This is a genomic window from Enterovibrio calviensis DSM 14347 (assembly GCF_000621165.1).
Classification (GTDB): domain Bacteria; phylum Pseudomonadota; class Gammaproteobacteria; order Enterobacterales; family Vibrionaceae; genus Enterovibrio; species Enterovibrio calviensis.
Genome location: NZ_JHZA01000016.1, coordinates 49,390 through 67,072 on the forward strand (window position 1 = coordinate 49,390; position 17,683 = coordinate 67,072).

General features: G+C 46.3%; 17 protein-coding genes. 5 read left to right on the plus strand and 12 right to left on the minus strand.

Annotated features, from left to right (window positions below):
• Positions 1–3: 3 nt before the first annotated feature.
• Complete coding sequence (gene ribF / locus Q365_RS0113530; protein WP_028023843.1) at positions 4–963, minus strand: bifunctional riboflavin kinase/FAD synthetase; 960 nt, start codon at positions 961–963, stop codon at positions 4–6.
• 61 nt (positions 964–1,024) lie between these two features.
• Positions 1,025–2,584 (minus strand): murein biosynthesis integral membrane protein MurJ, encoded by a 1,560-nt coding sequence (gene murJ, locus Q365_RS0113535; RefSeq protein ID WP_028023844.1) that lies wholly within the window; start codon positions 2,582–2,584, stop codon positions 1,025–1,027.
• A 294-nt stretch (positions 2,585–2,878) separates the two neighbouring features.
• Here murJ and rpsT point away from each other — a divergent pair, with 294 nt between their 5' ends.
• Complete coding sequence (rpsT, locus tag Q365_RS0113540) at positions 2,879–3,139, plus strand: 30S ribosomal protein S20 (protein ID WP_028023845.1); 261 nt, start codon at positions 2,879–2,881, stop codon at positions 3,137–3,139.
• Between the two features lie 99 nt (positions 3,140–3,238).
• Here rpsT and Q365_RS0113545 read toward each other — a convergent pair whose 3' ends face one another.
• The 3 genes from Q365_RS0113545 to nhaA form a co-directional block, all read right to left on the minus strand.
• On the minus strand, positions 3,239–3,541 hold the full coding sequence (locus Q365_RS0113545; protein ID WP_028023846.1) for an ArsR/SmtB family transcription factor: 303 nt from the start codon (positions 3,539–3,541) through the stop codon (positions 3,239–3,241).
• Between the two features lie 114 nt (positions 3,542–3,655).
• Positions 3,656–4,543 (minus strand): transcriptional activator NhaR, encoded by an 888-nt coding sequence (gene nhaR, locus Q365_RS0113550; RefSeq protein ID WP_028023847.1) that lies wholly within the window; start codon positions 4,541–4,543, stop codon positions 3,656–3,658.
• Positions 4,544–4,657: 114 nt separating this feature from the next.
• The gene (nhaA, locus tag Q365_RS0113555) at positions 4,658–5,848 is read right to left on the minus strand and encodes a Na+/H+ antiporter NhaA (RefSeq protein ID WP_028023848.1); all 1,191 of its coding nucleotides are present in this window, start codon (positions 5,846–5,848) and stop codon (positions 4,658–4,660) included.
• A 422-nt stretch (positions 5,849–6,270) separates the two neighbouring features.
• On the opposite strand from nhaA, the gene Q365_RS0113560 reads away from it, so the two are divergent.
• Positions 6,271–7,416: a Na/Pi symporter gene (locus Q365_RS0113560; protein ID WP_028023849.1), complete on the plus strand. Its 1,146-nt coding sequence runs from the start codon at positions 6,271–6,273 to the stop codon at positions 7,414–7,416.
• Positions 7,417–7,887: 471 nt separating this feature from the next.
• Here Q365_RS0113560 and Q365_RS0113570 read toward each other — a convergent pair whose 3' ends face one another.
• The 5 genes from Q365_RS0113570 to rppH form a co-directional block, all read right to left on the minus strand.
• Positions 7,888–8,727: a thymidylate synthase gene (locus Q365_RS0113570; RefSeq protein WP_028023850.1), complete on the minus strand. Its 840-nt coding sequence runs from the start codon at positions 8,725–8,727 to the stop codon at positions 7,888–7,890.
• A 94-nt stretch (positions 8,728–8,821) separates the two neighbouring features.
• The gene (gene lgt, locus Q365_RS0113575) at positions 8,822–9,622 is read right to left on the minus strand and encodes a prolipoprotein diacylglyceryl transferase (protein WP_028023851.1); all 801 of its coding nucleotides are present in this window, start codon (positions 9,620–9,622) and stop codon (positions 8,822–8,824) included.
• Positions 9,623–9,635: 13 nt separating this feature from the next.
• The gene (locus Q365_RS0113580; RefSeq protein WP_028023852.1) at positions 9,636–10,442 is read right to left on the minus strand and encodes a sulfite exporter TauE/SafE family protein; all 807 of its coding nucleotides are present in this window, start codon (positions 10,440–10,442) and stop codon (positions 9,636–9,638) included.
• Between the two features lie 10 nt (positions 10,443–10,452).
• Positions 10,453–12,711: a phosphoenolpyruvate--protein phosphotransferase gene (ptsP, locus tag Q365_RS0113585; RefSeq protein ID WP_028023853.1), complete on the minus strand. Its 2,259-nt coding sequence runs from the start codon at positions 12,709–12,711 to the stop codon at positions 10,453–10,455.
• A gap of 21 nt (positions 12,712–12,732) precedes the next feature.
• Complete coding sequence (gene rppH / locus Q365_RS0113590; RefSeq protein ID WP_028023854.1) at positions 12,733–13,260, minus strand: RNA pyrophosphohydrolase; 528 nt, start codon at positions 13,258–13,260, stop codon at positions 12,733–12,735.
• 630 nt (positions 13,261–13,890) lie between these two features.
• Here rppH and mutH point away from each other — a divergent pair.
• Positions 13,891–14,571, plus strand: a complete 681-nt coding sequence (gene mutH, locus Q365_RS0113595) for a DNA mismatch repair endonuclease MutH (protein ID WP_028023855.1) — start codon at positions 13,891–13,893, stop codon at positions 14,569–14,571.
• Positions 14,572–14,622: 51 nt separating this feature from the next.
• Here mutH and Q365_RS0113600 read toward each other — a convergent pair whose 3' ends face one another.
• The gene (locus Q365_RS0113600) at positions 14,623–14,922 is read right to left on the minus strand and encodes a DUF6482 family protein (RefSeq protein WP_028023856.1); all 300 of its coding nucleotides are present in this window, start codon (positions 14,920–14,922) and stop codon (positions 14,623–14,625) included.
• A 264-nt stretch (positions 14,923–15,186) separates the two neighbouring features.
• On the opposite strand from Q365_RS0113600, the gene Q365_RS0113605 reads away from it, so the two are divergent.
• Positions 15,187–16,221: an NADP(H)-dependent aldo-keto reductase gene (locus Q365_RS0113605; protein ID WP_028023857.1), complete on the plus strand. Its 1,035-nt coding sequence runs from the start codon at positions 15,187–15,189 to the stop codon at positions 16,219–16,221.
• Between the two features lie 137 nt (positions 16,222–16,358).
• On the opposite strand, the gene Q365_RS0113610 is transcribed toward Q365_RS0113605, so the two are convergent.
• Positions 16,359–16,610: a hypothetical protein gene (locus tag Q365_RS0113610; protein WP_028023858.1), complete on the minus strand. Its 252-nt coding sequence runs from the start codon at positions 16,608–16,610 to the stop codon at positions 16,359–16,361.
• A 582-nt stretch (positions 16,611–17,192) separates the two neighbouring features.
• On the opposite strand from Q365_RS0113610, the gene Q365_RS0113615 reads away from it, so the two are divergent.
• The gene (locus Q365_RS0113615) at positions 17,193–17,621 is read left to right on the plus strand and encodes a PACE efflux transporter (RefSeq protein ID WP_028023859.1); all 429 of its coding nucleotides are present in this window, start codon (positions 17,193–17,195) and stop codon (positions 17,619–17,621) included.
• The last annotated feature ends 62 nt before the right edge of the window (positions 17,622–17,683 follow it).

Consider the following 17,683-nt stretch of genomic DNA (forward strand, 5'->3'; position numbering starts at 1 on the left):
TGTTCATTCCGTATGGACGTTTTCGACATTATCTTGACCAGCCAGCCACGCACGTGCTGTCTGGGCATCAAGTTCAATTTGGGCTTTTAGCTCGTCTAGCGAACCAAATTTTTTTTCATCTCGCAGCTTATGAAGAAGCTGCACTTCAACATGTCGACCATAAAGATCGCCAGCGAAGTCAAAAAGGTGCACTTCCAATTGTTGGCGTACACCGTTAACAGTCGGTCGCGTGCCTACATTGGCAACACCACCTAACAATGTGTTCTCATCAATACCGCCAACCTTAACAACATAAACACCTGACACAGGCGTAACACGTCGTTTTAAAGGAACGTTTGCGGTAGGGAATCCAATGGTACGACCCAGCTTCTTTCCGTGGGAAACTCGCCCACTAATGCTATAAGGTCGTCCTAACATCTGCTCCACGGCGTCTTGTTCGCCTCGCGCCAATTCATCACGAATCGCGGTGCTACTGACGCGCTGCTCAGAGACACAAAAGCTTTGTGTGCTCACCACATCAAAATGTGCAGATTTTGCTTCTTGTTGCAGATAAACAAAATCGCCCTGACGCTTAGCGCCAAAGCGGAAGTCGTCACCGACAACCAGAAACTTAACACCCAATTGTTCAGCCAACAAGCGATGAACAAAGTCATAGGGCGTCATGGCAGCGAATTTCGCATTAAAATTCACCACAAGCAGCCGTTCAACACCTAATTGCGCCAACTGCGTGTACTTGTCACGCAAGCGAGTCAATCTTGCCGGCGCATTCTCGGCTGCAAACAATTCTCTAGGTTGAGGTTCAAACAGCATGACGGTAGGAGGAACACCTAACTCACGCGCCTTCTTTACCACCTGAACAAGCACTTGTTGATGGCCTAAATGCACACCATCAAAGTTACCGATCGTCAGAACGCACCCTCGGTGTCTGTCTCGGATGTTATGAATGCCTCGGATCAATTCCATAATGGTAAAACTGCTTTCCCCTAAAAAAACCGACGGATTATATACTAGTTATGCGCAGCAATCAGCTTTCCGCTCGAAGTTGACGCGGCCTCACACCAGAAACAGCCAATGACACTAGGTAAGTCGCTGCACCCAAAGCAATTAAGCCGAAAAGTACATAGGTACGCTCCCAAAGTCCCATAGCAAGCCAATCCGTATTTTCTGGCATCAGCCAAAACACCACGCCGCCCATCAACGCTGCACCAACCACCAGACGCAGCGTAAAGAACAGTGTTTCACGACTCACGCGGTACACACCCTGCTTATGAAGACCTCGGTAAAGCAAGCCCGCATTCACCAACGCTGACAATGCCGTTGCCATGGCAAGACCAACATAGCCATAAAACGAGGCAAAAATAAGGTTGAATACCATATTGCTAACCATAGCAATGATGCCATAGCGAACAGGGGTTTTCGTGTCCTGCCGAGCGTAATACCCCGGAGCAAGTACTTTGATGAGCATGAAATTAAGCAAACCTGACGCATAAGCCATCAACGATAATGAGGCTGCATCCACGTCAGATGGGCTAAATTCACCACGCATGAAGAGCACCATTAGCATGGGTTTCGCCAATACCATCATGCCCACCATGGCAGGTAGGCCAAGTAAAAGCACCATCCGAATTCCCCAATCCATCGTACTGGCGAACTGACCGGAAGACTGCTCTACGTGTTTTTTCGACAAAGCTGGCAAGATGACAGTCGCAATTGCAATGCCAAACAACCCCAGAGGGAACTCTAAAAGACGGTCTGAGTAATACAACCAACTGATTGAGCCTGTCGCGAGGAAACTCGCAATAAACGTATCAAGCAGCAAGTTAATTTGGCTGACTGAGACACCAAACAGCGCAGGTATCATCAAGGTGCGGATCTTTACGACACCAGGATGGGACCAACCCCATTTAGGTTTAACCAGCATCCCTTCGCGATAAAGAAAAGGCAATTGGAACGCAAATTGGATTAAGCCACCTAAGAAAACACCAATACCTAACCCGATTTCTGGCTGCTCTAAATTTGGTGCAATCCAAATGGCGGCCGAAATCATCGCAATATTGAGAAATACCGGCGTAAAAGATGACACTGCAAACCGACCAAGCGTGTTGAGAACGGAGCCAGCCAACGCCACAAAGGAAATAAACCAAAGGTACGGGAAGGTGATCTTCAAGATCAGCGAGGCAAGTTCAAACTTATGCGCCGACGGGCCATCATTAACCCAATCGACAAACCACCCCATACCAAACATGGCGGTGATCACGGGTGATGCCACTACACCAATCACGGTAACGATCGTCACCAACACGCCCAATGTCCCTGATACGTAAGCGATTAGTTCTCGCGTCTTCGTTTTGTCGTCACTGGCCTGATATTCCGCCAGCACAGGAACAAAGGCTTGAGAAAATGCACCTTCTGCAAATAGTCGACGTAGAAAATTCGGGATTTTGTTGGCAAAGAAGAAAACATCTGCCGCTGCACCTGCGCCCATGAGGTTTGCGATAATCACATCACGCACCAAACCCATAACGCGTGACACCATCGTCATAAAACTGACAATCATCCCCGAGCGAAGCAATCGCTTTGACACCTATAACCCCTTAAAACCAAAAATAAAGTAAGATGCATCCGTCCGTTCATGCTATCACGTCTCTTTTGATTGAATTCTGGACGGTACAACAAGTTCGAAAAGACAGATAAAAGGCTTACTTCATACTAAGAATGCTGGTAGAATCTGCCGCCATATTAACCGCGATGTTCGTCACATGCCATTGCTATGGTGATGCGGCGCATTATTGCACAAATGAATTGACAACTAGGGTAAAACGGGGCATATTCCTCGGCCTTAAATTGTCACCGAATATAAGATTTGGGAGTTAGACCCTTGGCGAATATCAAATCTGCTAAGAAGCGTGCAATCCAATCTGAGAAGCGCCGTCAGCACAATGCAAGCCGTCGCTCAATGATGCGCACTTATCTGAAGAAAACCATCGCAGCTATCGCAGCTGGCGATAAAGAAGCAGCTACTAAAGCATTTGCTGAAGCACAACCTATTCTTGACCGTATGGCTACTAAAGGCCTTATTCACAAGAACAAGGCTGCTCGTCATAAAGCTAGCCTAGTTGCTCAAATCAAAGCTCTTTAATTAGCGCTTAGATTTGAACTAAAAAAACCGGCTTAGGCCGGTTTTTTTATATCTGTTTTTTCTCTTTTTCTTTTCTCTTTCTTTATGTGTTCTTTTGCCTTATTGCGCATCCTTGCAATAAAGCTGATGCAGCGTCATCATGATGGTCTGCACCTCAACACTCTTTAACGAGTAATACACGGTTTGTGCTTCTTTACGCGTTGCGACCAACCCATCTCGCCTTAGCCATGCCAAGTGTTGCGACAAAGCCGATTGACTCAATTCTAGCTTCTCACTGAGCGTTCCAACTGACATTTCACCTTCAAGTAAATAGCAAAGTATGAACAATCTGCGCTCATTCGCCATTGCTTTAAGCAATTGCACTGCTTTGGGCCCAGTTTCCTGCATTTGTTTTAATTCCATACGTACTGCCTATTTACCATACTCTAAAAGGTTGTCTATGTTGGCGTTAGCTTATCACCTTACAACAACTCAAAAATGCCTTGCGTTTAAGAATACTAATTGCATAACCAAACGCTAATGAAATAGCTTGCTAAAGTCAGCCTCACAGATACGCTTTACTGCGGGGTGTTGGATCATTCTTTCCGCAAATATTGCGTAATACTCTTCTTTAAGTTCCTCAACTTGCGCGATTTCTTGAATATCAGGCAAATCCAACACATCTGCAGAGTAAAACGTTGGGGCGACAAACATTGCCTTGTGATTGGCACCAAATGCTTTCATCAGGGCCGCATCATCAAACTCACCCAGAATGTTAGGCGTAATACCTTGGCTATCAAACCAATGCATCAACTTCCTTCCCATCGCCGTTCGACTTCCAGGAATGAGCAACTTATGCTCTTCAATTATGGCAGGAAATCTCTTTTTTGAGACGGCGCCTGAGCAAAAAAAACTCATCATGCATTCGCCAATCTTCACACTGAACAACCCAGGGCTTTGACTAGAGTCCACGGGACAATCAGACAAAATCATGTCTAATTTGTGTTGGCTTAGCTGCTCAAGTAAGAGTTCGTGTGTCGATTCAAAGCAACGCAGATGAATGCCATCATCACCTGGTACGGCCTTCAATAGGACACGACTCACGACGCTTTTTGACAAGGCATCCGCGACACCCACATCAAAGAGTTCATTGTCTCGTTGGCTGTAATTGATGATATCGAGCATTTCATAGCTAAGGCCAAACATCTTGTCAGCGTACTTGTAAACGAGCTGACCGAGTTCAGTCGGCTCAACGTTCCTGCCAGAGCGCTTCGTCAGTTTGCCTTTAAGGCGGTCTTCTAGGGCTCGAATTTGGCCCGTTACCGTCTGTGGTGTTAGAAACAACGCTTCTGCTGCTTTAGATACAGAGCCTTGCTTGCAGACCATCCAAAAATAATAAAGGTGGTTGTAATTTAAATGTGACATACGCTCTCAACAAAAAAAGGCGCCAAAACCACGGATTACGCAGTTCTGACGCCCTTTTATCAGGTTTTAATCTAGCCTTTCACTTTGTGGCATTCGACGATCCGTAAAGAACGACTAATAATCAATGCTCACTTTCTTACTATCACTCTCATCCTCAACCGCAGGTGTCTTAGGCAAGCACAGATTCAGCAAGGCATAACCTGCAAAGGCTGAAACGGTTGAGCCAATCAAAATCCCCAATCGAGAGAACGTGATGTAGCTTTGATCCACACCCACAAATGCCAGCGAAGAGATGAATATCGACATAGTGAAGCCGATACCACATAGCAGTGATACAGCGAACACTTGTTTAAAATCGACATTCTCAGGCAGCTTGGCAACGCCCGTTTTCACTGCAATCCAGCTAAACGTGAAGATACCCAGTGGTTTACCTATCAATAGGCCCAACGCGATACCTAGAGGCAACATATTGGTCAAGCTGGCCAGCGATACGCCTTCCAATGAAACGCCCGCATTCGCAAATGCAAAGAGTGGAAGGATAAGGAACGCCGCATAAGGGTGAATGGCGTGTTCCAAGGTTTTTAACGGGGATTTACCGTCTTTACCGCCACTCAATGGAATAGCAAAGCCAAGCACAACGCCTGCAAGCGTGGCGTGGACACCAGACTTCAAGACACTGAACCAAAGAATAGCTCCGACAATCAAATACCATTTTACGCCGGTAACATTCTTACTGTTCATAATGAACAGCACCGCCGTTGAAATGAAGGCAACAGTCAGTGCCGTCACAGACAGATCACTGCTGTAGAACAATGCAATGATAACAATAACGCCTAAGTCATCGATAATTGCTAGTGCGAGCAGGAAGACTTTCAATGAAAGAGGTACACGCTTACCCAATAACGCCATGACACCAAGAGCGAAAGCAATGTCTGTCGCGGCAGGAATAGCCCAACCGTTCACAGTAACTGGATCTGAATAGTTAAACGCCAAATACACCAGAGCAGGAGCTAACATACCACCCACAGCTGCGATAGCTGGGAAGATTGCTTTCTCTTTGGTGTTTAAAGCGCCTTCAATAAGTTCTCGTTTTACTTCAAGTCCAATCAGTAAGAAAAAGATAGCCATCAGACCATCGTTAATCCAATGTGCAACTGACAAACCAGCAATATAGCTATGAAGAGCGCCATCATATAATGGCTGTAATGGCGAATTCGCGATAACAATCGCCAATATAGCCGCAACGATCAGCACCAAACCACCGGCTGATTCCATCTTCATAAACTGACGAATCGCATCAGTCATTTAAAGCACTCCGTTAAATTAATTAATCCCTTATAGTCTAGTCACCAATCCTCAGTTAAGAAAAATCGGTTCTTCGGAGATTAAACATCGGAATATCCGAACTTTCCACTTAAAAATGATGCTTTTTTCGCAATATGAAAGAATCTTTTGTCACAAAACTTGTCCATGGTACCAAATATTTACGCGTAAGAAGTGCGTTTGATTGCTTTTTGAGCACTTTTTACGCATTAAAAATAATAATTTAAATCATTGTTTTATAGGTAAATAAAACCGAAAGGACACTTACCTTTACACCTCCCCTCATGCATGACGCACACAGTGACTCAAAACTGTAATATTAGTGAAATATTTCCTACCTACTATTCCGCCCAGATTAATTCATTGACACAAATCTGACATATAACTGTCTCGGAGATTTCCTTATGACATCCCAAGCTTCTACTGCTGCTCCAATTAACAGCTCTAAGAATTGGGTACGTTGGGCCAACCTGGCACTAATGCTTTATGTACTGCTTCTTGCAGTGTCCATGGTTGGTAGTGGTTTTAAATGGGCTGCCGGAGATGAAGCGAAAACCCTGTTCGAGTTCGCCTCTCATCCTGTAGCTGGTTTGATGATCGGTATCGTTGCAACTGCACTGATCCAGTCTTCAAGCACGGTTACTTCGATTATTGTTGGTTTGGTGGCTGGCGGCTTGCCAGTTGAAACTGCGATTCCTATGGTAATGGGTGCAAACATCGGCACTACCGTTACCAATACACTAGTTAGCCTTGGCCACGCTCGTTGCAAAGAAGAGTTCCGTCGCGCATTTACTTGTGCAACTGTTCACGACTTCTTCAACTTAATGGCGGTCTCTATTTTCCTACCATTGGAAATGATGTTCGGCCTACTAGACAAAATCTCTAGCTGGTTGGTTGCACCTTTGATGTTCGAAGGCAGCCTAAGCATGAAAGGCATGGATTTCATGGGCCCACTGACCAAACCTTTGGTTAACGGTTCAAAAGACCTGCTTTCTTCACTACCAGGTGACTGGGGTGGCGTTGCACTGATTGTTCTGGGTATTGCACTGATTTTTGCTTCTATCACTATGATGGGCAAACTGATGCGTAAACTGATGGTTGGTCGTGCAAAAGAGCTACTTCACAATGCTATCGGTCGTGGTCCAATCCACGGTATCGCATCAGGTACCTTGGTAACGATTCTGGTTCAGTCTTCTTCTACGACGACAAGCCTGATGGTTCCACTGGTAGGTACAAACGTATTGAAAGTACGTGATGTTTACCCGTTCACACTTGGCGCAAACATCGGTACATGTATCACTGCACTACTTGCAGCGACAGCGGTAACCGGTCCAAACGCAGTATTTGCTCTGCAAATTGCACTGGTACACCTAACGTTCAACGTCCTAGCGACACTGCTTATCTTTGGTACGCCGTTCCTACGCGAAATCCCATTGAAGTGTGCTGAGATGCTGGGTGACGCTGCAGCGAAGAACAAGCTGGCTGTTGTGGCTTACCTTGGTCTTGTATTCGTTGTGGTTCCATCTATTGTGATGCTAGCAACGCAGTAATTGCCTCGAAGATACAAAAGAACGCCCGCTTAATGCGGGCGTTTTTGTTTTTGAAGTACACCAAATACCTCAAGATGCAGGATTCAAAACCTCTCATTGCATTCAACCTGAGGAAAAAATCCGAAGTGATGGTGGGTCACTTAGAGATTGCTTTGGTATACAACCCATTCAATCAACGTAATACAAGCTTTGTGTGCCTCATTTATTGCTCCTTTCCCCAAGTACTTTCTCCTCTTTGCGTTTAAGCCCTCTATTCTTGCACTCAGCAGCCTAAAGTCATTCATTAAGGTATTTACTCACCTTGCGGTTTGTCGCTTGGATTTGGTGCTTATAGGGCTCGTTATTTGGAGGGAAGAAGAAACCCAAGCCGACTCAAGATGAAAAGTTCAAATCGATGGGTATGACAGGCGTAAAAAAACCGGGGCATGCCCGGCTTCTTATATGCTGCTTTCATTAAGTGCGATTCACACTTTAAATCGCAATTGGCGCCTTAATGCTAGGCTGCGCTTCGTAGCCTTCAATCACAAAGTCTTCCAACGTGTAATCAAAGATAGAGGCAGGCTTACGAGCAATGCTCAATGTCGGTTTGTTGCCAGGCGTACGCTTCATCTGCTCATAAACAATGTCGTCAGTGAGGTGGTTATGATAAAGATGAACATCACCAAAGGTATGCACAAAATCGCCCACCTCTAAATCACACTGCTGCGCGATCATGTGCGTGAGCAAAGCATAGCTGGCAATGTTAAACGGTACGCCAAGGAAGTAATCCGCACTGCGCTGATAAAGCTGGCAAGAGAGCTTGCCGTCAGCGACATAGAACTGGAACAAGCAATGGCATGGAGCCAGCGCCATTTTGCCTTGCTCGACATTCGCCTGAGGGCTTATGGTTTCGTCAGGCAAATCCGACGGGTTCCATGCCGTGATAATGTGGCGGCGTGAATTCGGCTTCGCTTTAATTTGCTCGATAAGGTCGGCAATTTGATCCACAGTTGAGCCATCAGGGCATGCCCAAGAGCGCCACTGTGCGCCATATACAGGGCCGAGGTCACCGTTTTCGGTTGCCCATTCATCCCAAATGCTGACGTTATTGTCTTGCAAGTATTTGATGTTGGTATCGCCGTTAAGGAACCACAGCAACTCTTGAATGATGGCACGCGTATAAAGCTTCTTGGTTGTCAGCATTGGGAAGCCTTCGCTGAGATCAAATCTTAGTTGTCTCCCAAATACAGAGCGTGTACCCACGCCCGTTCTATCACCACGATCGCTGCCGTTGTCGATGATATCCTGCATCAAATCAAGATATTGCTTCATGATTTATCCTTACTTCATCCACCCCATCAGTTAACGGGGTAGTTAATTGAAAACAACGAAAGCCGCAGAGAACACTGCGGCTTTGAATACAAAATTATGCTGAGTGGGTTGCGCTTTGTCCACGACGATAAGCCCAAACCATCATCAAGACACCGCCAATAATCATTGGGCTAGACAGAATCTGCCCCATGCTGATCCAGTCGCCAAATAACCCAAGATGCGCATCGGGTTCGCGGAAGAACTCAACGATGAAGCGGAACGTACCGTATCCAGCCAAAAACAGACCTGATATTGCACCAGCAGGGCGAGGCTGACGTGCAAACCAATTCAATATGAAGAACAACACCACGCCTTCAAGGGCAAATTCATACAACTGCGAAGGGTGACGAGCTATCGGACCGCCCGTTGGGAACACCATGCCCCAAGGCGCATCGGTCGCCCTTCCCCAAAGTTCACCATTCATGAAATTACCAAGACGTCCTGCGCCTAAACCAAATGGCACCAGCGGCGCAATGAAATCAGACACGGTAAAGAAGGTACGTTTGGTTTTACGCGCAAACCAAAACATTGCGGTGATCACACCTAGCAGACCACCGTGGAAAGACATCCCGCCCGTCCAGACTTTGAAAAGAAACAACGGGTCAGCCAAGAATGCATCAAATTGATAGAAAAGCACGTAGCCAATGCGCCCGCCGAGCACTACCCCTAAGAATCCAGCAAACAATAAGTCACTAACTTCGTCTCGCGTCCAACCGCTACCCGGTTTGTCAGCACGACGATTGGCTAACCAAAGTGCAAATGCAAAACCAGCTAAATACATTAAGCCGTACCAGCGCACTGCAAGCGGACCAATTTCAATCAAAATGGGATCTATTTGGGGAAATGTCAGAGACATAGGGTTGTCATCCTTAGCTTATAAACATACTTGCCCCAACCAAGAGCAAGAAAACAGCAAAAACACGCTTTATTGTTGGCGTCGGTAAACGAGAGGCAAGTCTCGCACCATATCGCGTTGTAAACACAGAGGTGCCTACAATACCAATCAATGCAGGTAAGTAAACATAGCCGACACTAAACCTTGGTAAGGTTTCAGTTTGCGTCAGCCCAAAAAAAATAAACCCCGTCATGCCAGATAGCGCGAGAAACACTCCACACAACGAGGCACTGCCAATCGCTCGACGCATTTCAACGCCATAGTAATTGAGGTACGGAACAGTCAGCGAGCCCCCACCAATACCAGCAAGGCTTGCTACCATACCTATTAGACCACCGCTCACGACGTTTCTTGCAGGGCCAGGCAAAGGTTTCGCAGGCTTAACACGCAAAGACAGCGCCATTTGAAGTGCCAAGCACAGCACGATGACACCAAATACTTTAGGGAGATATTCCGTGGGTAACCGGTCAGCAATCGCGCTTCCCATTAGACCACCGAGCAATACGCCCGGTAGCAGCGTTTTTACTACGGCTGGCTGCACATTACCCAAGCGATAATGCGTATAAGCAGAAGAAGCGGAAGTCATGACAATACTGGCAAGAGAAGTCGCCAACGCCATAGGCATCACTAACGATGCGGAAATACCCGCCCACGGCAACAAAACCGATAAAGCCGGTACCACCAATAAGCCACCGCCAATGCCAAGCAAACCTGCCAGCAACCCCACACAGCTTCCCAGTACAAGACATGCACCGAATAGCCACAAGGTGGCTTCAATCATGAACGTGTTCCTATTTTCCCACTCGGATGAGGCCACCCAAGTGATAGCATTCTAAAAAGTCTTCAGAGGCTTTACGAATTTCACCGGTTAAACAAAGCTTTTGCATCGCCGCCACGTGTTTTTTCAATGCCTTTGACGGAATATGACGCAAAACATATTTTATTTTAGCAACGCTACGCGTGTTCATACTTAGTTGACGGTAACCCATGCCAACCAATAACGCTGCGCCGATGGGGTCACCCGCAAATTCACCGCAAACACTCACTGGGAGCTTTAACCGCTGACTGTTCAGCAATATCTGATGCAGCACGGCAAGCACCGAGGGATGGAATGTATCATACACGTCCGCCACACGAGCATTGTTTCGATCCACCGCCAGCAGGTACTGCGTTAAATCATTCGTTCCGACAGACAAAAAGTCGATATGAGGTGCAATGGCATCAAATTGATAGAGCACAGAAGGGACTTCAACCATGATACCCAAACGCGGCTTATTAAGCGTTTTACCGTCTAACAGAGCTAACTCAGCAACTTCCGTGAAAGCGCGATCGACCAGCGTCTTCGCCTCTAACAACTCAGAAAGGCCAGATATCATGGGTAGCAGAATGGCCAAGTTATCGCGTCCAATACTGGCACGAAGCATCGCACGCACTTGGATCAGAAAAATATCGGGATGATCGAGCGTAAAGCGAATGCCACGCCAACCTAAAAATGGATTGTCTTCTTCAATCTTCAGATACGGTAATGGCTTATCACCGCCAATATCAAGCGTACGCATCACGACAGACTGTGTCGGATAGCTATCAAGAATAGAGCGGTATTGCTTCACCTGATCATCTTCGGAAGGAAAGCTTCTCTGCATCAAAAATGGCACTTCGGTACGATACAAGCCCACGCCATCGACACCGCGGTTGATGGCAATGCTAGTATCCGCGCTCAGTCCCGCATTAAGGTAGATTTCGACTCGAACCCCATCGGCCGTTTCAGTTTGCCGAGTAAATGCGCTGTCAACTTCCTGCTGTAATTCGAGTTCTTCATCACGAAGGCGCTTGTACTCTTCGAGAATAGGCTCGGACGGCTCCACCAGCACACGGCCTTTGAAGCCATCTAGAACCACGTTCTTTTGATGAATCAATTGCGGATTGAATTCAACGCCCATGACGGCAGGAATACCCAAGGCACGCGCTAAAATAGCGGCATGCGCATTCACAGCGCCTTCTTCCGCAACGACACCTGCCAAACTGTCTCTTGGAATAGCAGCAAGCATCGCCGCCGTTAATTCACGGGCAAAAAGGACGACAGGCTCGTCAAAATTCCATTGCTTGCTTTGCTGGTTTTCGAGGAAGTACAGCAATCGCTGACCCAGTTCTTTTACATCATTCGCACGCTCACGAAGATAAGGGTCTGACATGTTTTCAAAACGAATCGCGAATGCATCTATCGTCTGTTTGACCGCCCATTCAGCAAGATCGCCTTGCTGAATACACTCGTTCATCGCTTTGCGAAGGACGGGATCGTTTAACAAGTGGATAAATAGATCGAAGATCGCCAGCGTATCTTGATTGAGTTCGTTATCCAGTCGCTTTCTCAAGCGACGAAAATCAGCAACCGCCGCACCGATGGCAGTATCGAGACGATCACGTTCTAGTTGGTTATCTAAACAAGAGGCGGGTAATACCAAATCCAGCCGTGGTTGCGAGACATCACACCACGCCTTTGCAATCGCGACACCAGGAGAAGCTGCCGCGCCTTGTAACAACAATGTGCCTTTGACATTGGACGGCCACAAGCCTTGTGCTTTTGCATGAGCAAAAACAACCGCTAATTGTGCAGAAAGGGTGACGAGGAAAGATTCTTCACTTTCGTCAAATTGGCGAGAATCCCGTTGCTGGACCACCAAAATGCCAAGAACTTCCCTACGATAGATAATTGGCGTGCCGAGAAAAGCGTTGAAGAGGTCTTCACCAATGTCAGGGAAGTGTTTGAAATCACTGTGCTCGCTAGCATTGGCGAGGTTGATGGGCTCTGCACGACGGCCAACAAGACCAACAAGACCTTCGCTAAATGACAATGTCACGGGGCGAGATTGCGCATTGAGGCCTTGGGTGGCCATCAATTCATAGACTTTACGATCGTGATCAGCAATGTAGACAGAGCAACACTCCGTAGTCATCGCCGAGCAGGTTTCACTCACGAGAGTATTGAGCGCTTGCTTAACGTCACTGGATGACGCCACGTTATTTACGATATCTCGCAGTTTCGTCAGCATCGGCGCCCTCGAAGTCTTCCTTTAGTACTTAGCTGATCCTCGCTTGCTTTTATTACGTTTTACTTTTCGCTCACGAAAAGGCATCGCAATAGCGGCAAACTCTTTCATTGCGCGTCGGTAAACATCACGCTTAAACGACACCACTTGTCTTACCGGATACCAGTAGCTTACCCAACGCCAGCCATCGAACTCTGGCGTACCACTTCGCTGCATGTTCACCTTTGACTCGTCGCATTCCAGCTTCAGCAAAAACCACTTTTGCTTCTGCCCAATACACACCGGCTTTGAATCCCAACGAACCAGACGTTTTGGCAACTTATAACGCAACCAGTGGCGACTTGTCGCCAGTATCTTAACGTCTTTTTTAGAGAGTCCTACTTCCTCGTATAACTCTCTATACATGGCTTGCTCCGGTGTTTCACCGTCATCAATACCACCTTGTGGAAATTGCCAGGAATGTTGTCCATATCGACGAGCCCAGAGAACCTGACCGTGGCTGTTACATATTACAATCCCTACATTGGGACGGTAACCATCGCCATCTATCACTGGACGACCCCAAATATAAATCTCTATTAACAGTGATTTTTTCACACTATGTGCACAGTGGTAAACAAACATTGTGAATGAAACGCATTTTTTGGGGAGTTCAACCGCCTTTAGGGATAAAACAAAGGCCACCACCAAGTTATAAACAAGCCGATGAGACTAAGCGCACATTTATTCACGCTTTCTGTGGATAGATTTGTGAAGAACACCATTTAAACTGATATCAGTCATGTTGCGTGGCTTATCCCCACTCAAAATGACATTCACAAAAAACCATTTTAGATAAATAAAATCAATGAATTAAAATAAAAACAAAGAAAAAATGAGAAACCAAACCTCTGAAAAAACAGTAAAGATCTTAAAGTGTTCAAAGATCCACCAAAGTAACAGTTACTCACACCATCCGTACAATTCAACACCAATTATGGCATAAGTTCGCGTAATCAATGCATTAAAAGCACTGTATAAGCATCCATGTACTTTAAATCCAACGTATATACAACTTTGCTTGTGGATAACCTTAAAAAAGGGTGTGACTTACCTAGATCCTTAACCTAGTAAAGACAAAGACTGGTGTTTTCATCGCTGGGCTGATAGTTTTTCGCCGATTAATACTGATAGGAATACTCAATGATCCTTCCTCCCACCTCTGAGCAAGAGCTGCTTGAACGTGCTTATGCACTCGCAGGCTTTACGCTCGGCGAACTCGCGTCACAACAGGGTATTGAATGCCCCGCGGATCTTCGTCGTGAAAAAGGATGGGTGGGAATGCTGCTGGAGAGTTGCCTTGGAGCAACAGCCGGAAGTAAACCGGAACAAGACTTTCAGGATCTTGGCATCGAATTAAAATCGATCCCTATCAATCACACGGGTAAGCCATTGGAAACGACGTTTGTCTGTGTGGCGCCGTTAACAGGCGTCCATGGCTTAACATGGGAAAACAGCCATATCCGCAACAAATTATCCAAAGTGCTGTGGGTTCCTGTGGAAGGAGAGCGAGAAATACCGCTAGCTGAACGCCATGTCGGCATGCCACTGATTTGGCAACCTTCAGAAGAAGAAGAGCATCAGCTTAAATCCGATTGGGAAGAGTTGATGGAATTTATTGTGCTAGGGAAAGTGCACGAGATCTCAGCAAGGCATGGAGAATATCTGCAGCTTCGACCAAAGGCGGCAAACAGCAAAGTTAAAACCGAAGCATATGGCGCAAATGGCCAGCCGATAAAGACGCTACCAAGAGGGTTTTACCTGCGAACCCAATTCACAGGTAGGATACTCGCGCGACATTTCATGCTGTCAGACAACGAGTAGCCAAACATACGATAATATGACCACGGCATAGTAAAACTGACATGGACTACATTAAAGCGAAATTTCCATGTCTTCCTTGCAAGAGGGATCAGCAGGACCAAACTCATCATAAGGGTCAAGCAAACGCATCGTCGCCTTCTTAATGCCTAATTTCTTCAGTTTTGCACTGATCTGCTCAACATTGTCGAAGTGCATCACCTCATCCGTTTTATCGTCTCGTAGTGGCTCTAATTGATGTCGAACTTCTATCTCAACAATATATTGCGCACCACCCGCGTGAGCGACCACATAGCAATGCGGCACATTATCAGGATGAGCCTGTATCCAGTTTTTCAATTGCTTTAATTTCATCGTGCCTTCCGCATTGTTAATCAGATGTTAATACTAGTATAGATGCGTCAGCGTATGACACCCCATCTTGATGAAATTTTGGTTTATGGGTCACGGGTTTAACACAGTCGCGCATCAGCAACACACTCCATGGCATCGGGTAGGAAGATGGCTGCCTATTAAGCACTTGACGCAAAACCTTCTAATGTGGAGGATAAACTGGCTTCTCTCGACAATGAGATCACGTCATTTCATTATGCGACACGCGCTATTCAAGGAGAATGGATGCAATATCATACCCTTCCTCATACCAGCCTAGATGTGAGTAAAATATGTCTCGGCACCATGACATTTGGCCAGCAGAACTCTGAAGCCGACGCCCACGAACAGCTGTCATTGGCATTAGACCTTGGTGTGAATTTTATTGATACCGCTGAGATGTATGCCGTTCCGCCGACACCTGAAACACAAGGGCTCACTGAAAAGTACATCGGTACTTGGTTGGCAAAATCAGGCCAACGCGACAAAGTCATCATTGCGACCAAAGTCGCCGGCCCTCGCGGTGTGCCTTATATTCGTGAAGACATGTCGCTAAATCGACGCAATATTCGTCAAGCGGTAGATGACAGCCTCGCCCGCCTGCAAACAGACTATATTGACCTTTACCAAGTTCACTGGCCGCAGCGACACGTGAATAGTTTTGGGCAACTTAACTACACGCATCAAGATGAAAACTCCGGTGTTTCGATTCTTGATACCCTAGATGCCCTGTCAGAACTCGTGCGAGAAGGAAAGATCCGCTATATCGGCGTCTCCAATGAAACACCGTGGGGCGTGATGAATTATTTGCGATTGGCTGAAAAGCACAGCTTAAGCCGCATCGTCTCCATTCAAAATCCGTACAACCTGCTTAACCGAAGTTTTGAAGTCGGCCTATCCGAGATCAGTCATCACGAAGGGGTTGAGTTACTCGCCTACTCACCGATGGCGTTTGGTGTGTTAACAGGGAAATACCTCAATGGTGCTCGACCAGAAGGTGCGCGTTGCACTCGCTGGGAACGTTTTGCTCGTTACTTTACCGAGCAAGGGCAAGCTGCCACCAAAGCGTATGTTGATTTAGCCAATGAATTTTCAATCGACCCCGCACAAATGGCGCTCGCGTTTGTTAACAGTCGCTCGTTTGTCGCAAGTAACATTATTGGCGCAACAACACGCGAACAGCTTGAAACCAATATTCATTCCATTGACCTGACATTGTCCGAAGAATTACTCCAGCGTATCGACGCCATTGGCGCTAAGTATTCCAACCCCTGCCCTTAAGCTTCATGCAGTGATCATCGATAAGCATTGAGATGATGTATTGATGATCGTTAGCTAATAGGATCAAAAAAGCGCCATTACTGGCGCTTATCTTGATGAGATATCACTTCGGGCAACCCTTAGGGTTGCCCTTTGCGTTATGTCGTGGCGTTCAGCCTTAATCTTCTTCTCATCCGCACAACTTCGCGTTGCGCTTTATATTGAGGGGCAACGGTGTGACCGATAGAAAAACCGTCTTTTTCAAATCCAATGTCACGCATTAAATGATCGGATAAAGGCTGACCAACATAACGCACGCGTCGATGGTTTTTTCGCCACTGGTTTTCTTCACGCTTAAGGTCTAGGCGAACAAACATAATGGCTAGGCGTAAATACAGTGATTGGTTCATTGTGGACTCCATATGGTTTATTGGAGGCCTTGGATAATCTGCGGAGAAAACGAGGGTAGTGCTTTTTCATTCAAGCCGCAGAAATATCCGCGGCCCATTTTGCTAGGGTACGGAAATTACTGTACAGGTTTTCGCATGGTTGCGCACGAATCGGAAGCGCAAGTAACTACTGATGTAAATTTATGATTTGTCATGTTTATTGCCTCCTTAAATCCGTAACCTTGAGTAAATATCTCATTTGTAAATTCACTGTTAATTTTAATGATATGGATCAATATATCAATATGTTATTAGATATACCGATGAATTCGAAGTCATTCTCTAGTCACTCCTAACTGTTCAAACATTCATCACGTCACAACAATCAAAATGCCCAATAGTTAGTACATACCTCTGTATATGCATATTCACATCCCCATTTGGCATGTCCGACACCTTTCCCTCTCCTCGCGCAGTGAAACGTCAATGAACTTGGTGCTGGGGCGACAACTCTCGCCAATCAATCCGAAATTCGGATAGATAGTAACTTTTACCAATCCATTTATTGAGTAATATGGCGTCATCTTTTCGGAGGAATGAACAATGAGAACAACACTAGACCGTATTCGACACGCCATCGCGTTCGAAATTATTGGCCTATTATCCATCGTCAGTATCTTGTCTATGTTTGGCTTTGATGCAGCCCATACTGGCATACTAGGCATCGCGTTTTCAGTGATCGCGACAGGTTGGAACTACGTGTATAACCTGTGGTTTGACAAGGCAATGGTGAAGTGGACAGGCACTACCACGAAAACACAAAAACACCGCATATTGCATGCCGTGATATTTGAACTTGGTTTGTTATGGGTAACCTTACCTGCAATCGCATGGTGGCTGAACATTAGTTTGTACCAAGCATTCCTAATGGATATTGGTCTTGTGGCTTTCTATTTGGTTTACGCCTACGTGTATAACCTCGCTTACGACAAAGTCTTTCCTGTGAAGCCTGACATGCAGCTGGCTCAATAAGCGCGTCATTACCCAGAAAACAAAAAAACCGCCACAGAGATGGCGGTTTTTTTATTGGTGTT

Excerpts from the sequence above, each read along its gene's own strand:
- ribF (WP_028023843.1), bottom strand. The coding sequence starts at position 963 with ATGGAATTGATCCGAGGCATTCATAACATCCGAGACAGACACCGAGGG.
- Q365_RS0113545 (WP_028023846.1), bottom strand. The coding sequence starts at position 3,541 with ATGGAATTAAAACAAATGCAGGAAACTGGGCCCAAAGCAGTGCAATTG.
- Q365_RS0113610 (WP_028023858.1), bottom strand. The coding sequence starts at position 16,610 with ATGAACCAATCACTGTATTTACGCCTAGCCATTATGTTTGTTCGCCTA.
- mutH (WP_028023855.1), top strand. The coding sequence starts at position 13,891 with ATGATCCTTCCTCCCACCTCTGAGCAAGAGCTGCTTGAACGTGCTTAT.
- Q365_RS0113580 (WP_028023852.1), bottom strand. The coding sequence starts at position 10,442 with ATGATTGAAGCCACCTTGTGGCTATTCGGTGCATGTCTTGTACTGGGA.
- Q365_RS0113605 (WP_028023857.1), top strand. The coding sequence starts at position 15,187 with ATGCAATATCATACCCTTCCTCATACCAGCCTAGATGTGAGTAAAATA.
- Q365_RS0113560 (WP_028023849.1), top strand. The coding sequence starts at position 6,271 with ATGACATCCCAAGCTTCTACTGCTGCTCCAATTAACAGCTCTAAGAAT.
- Q365_RS0113600 (WP_028023856.1), bottom strand. The coding sequence starts at position 14,922 with ATGAAATTAAAGCAATTGAAAAACTGGATACAGGCTCATCCTGATAAT.
- lgt (WP_028023851.1), bottom strand. The coding sequence starts at position 9,622 with ATGTCTCTGACATTTCCCCAAATAGATCCCATTTTGATTGAAATTGGT.
- nhaR (WP_028023847.1), bottom strand. The coding sequence starts at position 4,543 with ATGTCACATTTAAATTACAACCACCTTTATTATTTTTGGATGGTCTGC.
- Q365_RS0113570 (WP_028023850.1), bottom strand. The coding sequence starts at position 8,727 with ATGAAGCAATATCTTGATTTGATGCAGGATATCATCGACAACGGCAGC.
- ptsP (WP_028023853.1), bottom strand. The coding sequence starts at position 12,711 with ATGCTGACGAAACTGCGAGATATCGTAAATAACGTGGCGTCATCCAGT.
- Q365_RS0113615 (WP_028023859.1), top strand. The coding sequence starts at position 17,193 with ATGAGAACAACACTAGACCGTATTCGACACGCCATCGCGTTCGAAATT.
- nhaA (WP_028023848.1), bottom strand. The coding sequence starts at position 5,848 with ATGACTGATGCGATTCGTCAGTTTATGAAGATGGAATCAGCCGGTGGT.